At 33.8% G+C, this 711-nt stretch carries 1 protein-coding gene; it reads left to right on the forward strand.

The genetic code is table 11. The features are described 5' to 3' along the window. On the forward strand, positions 1 to 657 hold a 657-nt coding region (locus tag P1S59_14580; protein ID MDF1527450.1), incomplete at its 5' end, for a phage BR0599 family protein. Positions 658 to 711: the final 54 nt, after the last annotated feature.

Genomic DNA, 711 nt, shown 5'->3' on the forward strand with positions numbered 1-711 from the left:
TTCGAAGGTAGAGAGTATTTACCTGCTTTAGTGACTAGAACAGCTATAAAGCTGGTAGAAAATGCCGCTAGGAGTGAGCTTTCTATAAACTTTAGCAGAACTAATTCTTTTGCTAGGGATTTACTAGATAGACTACCTGAGACGCCTATAACTGTAATTATCTATAGAGATAATCTTCCTTATTGGGTTGGAAGAGTTACAGGTATCTTAGGAAAGAAAACATATATAACAGTAGCATGTAATTCATCTTTAGCCTTCTCTTCTAGGTCTGGCTTTAGATATAAACTAGTACATTCATGCCAGCATTCATTATATTCGGCAGGTTGCGGTGTTATTCAATCATTACATAAAGTAACATATACTAATATAATAGCATCATCTGATATTATACAAGTACCTTCACTAGCAGAGCCAGACCAATTTTATAATGGTGGTATTGCTGTTATGGCCGGACAGTCTAGGCATATTATAGAGAGTTTTGGTACTTCGGTAATTCTAAGTAATGCTTTTACAGGGACACTTACAGGAGAAATATCTTTATATAGAGGATGTGACTTATCAGAAACTACATGTAAATCTTTTAATAACTTAGATAATTTTATGGGTTTTTCTAGGATACCTACTAAAAATCCTTTTGGTGCTACAGGGCTATTATAATGAAATTTAAGTGGTACTATATATTTAATCCTGCTGCTAGTATTGTAGATATGT

The organism is bacterium (genome assembly GCA_029210965.1).
In the GTDB taxonomy this organism is placed as follows: domain Bacteria; phylum BMS3Abin14; class BMS3Abin14; order BMS3Abin14; family BMS3Abin14; genus JALHUC01.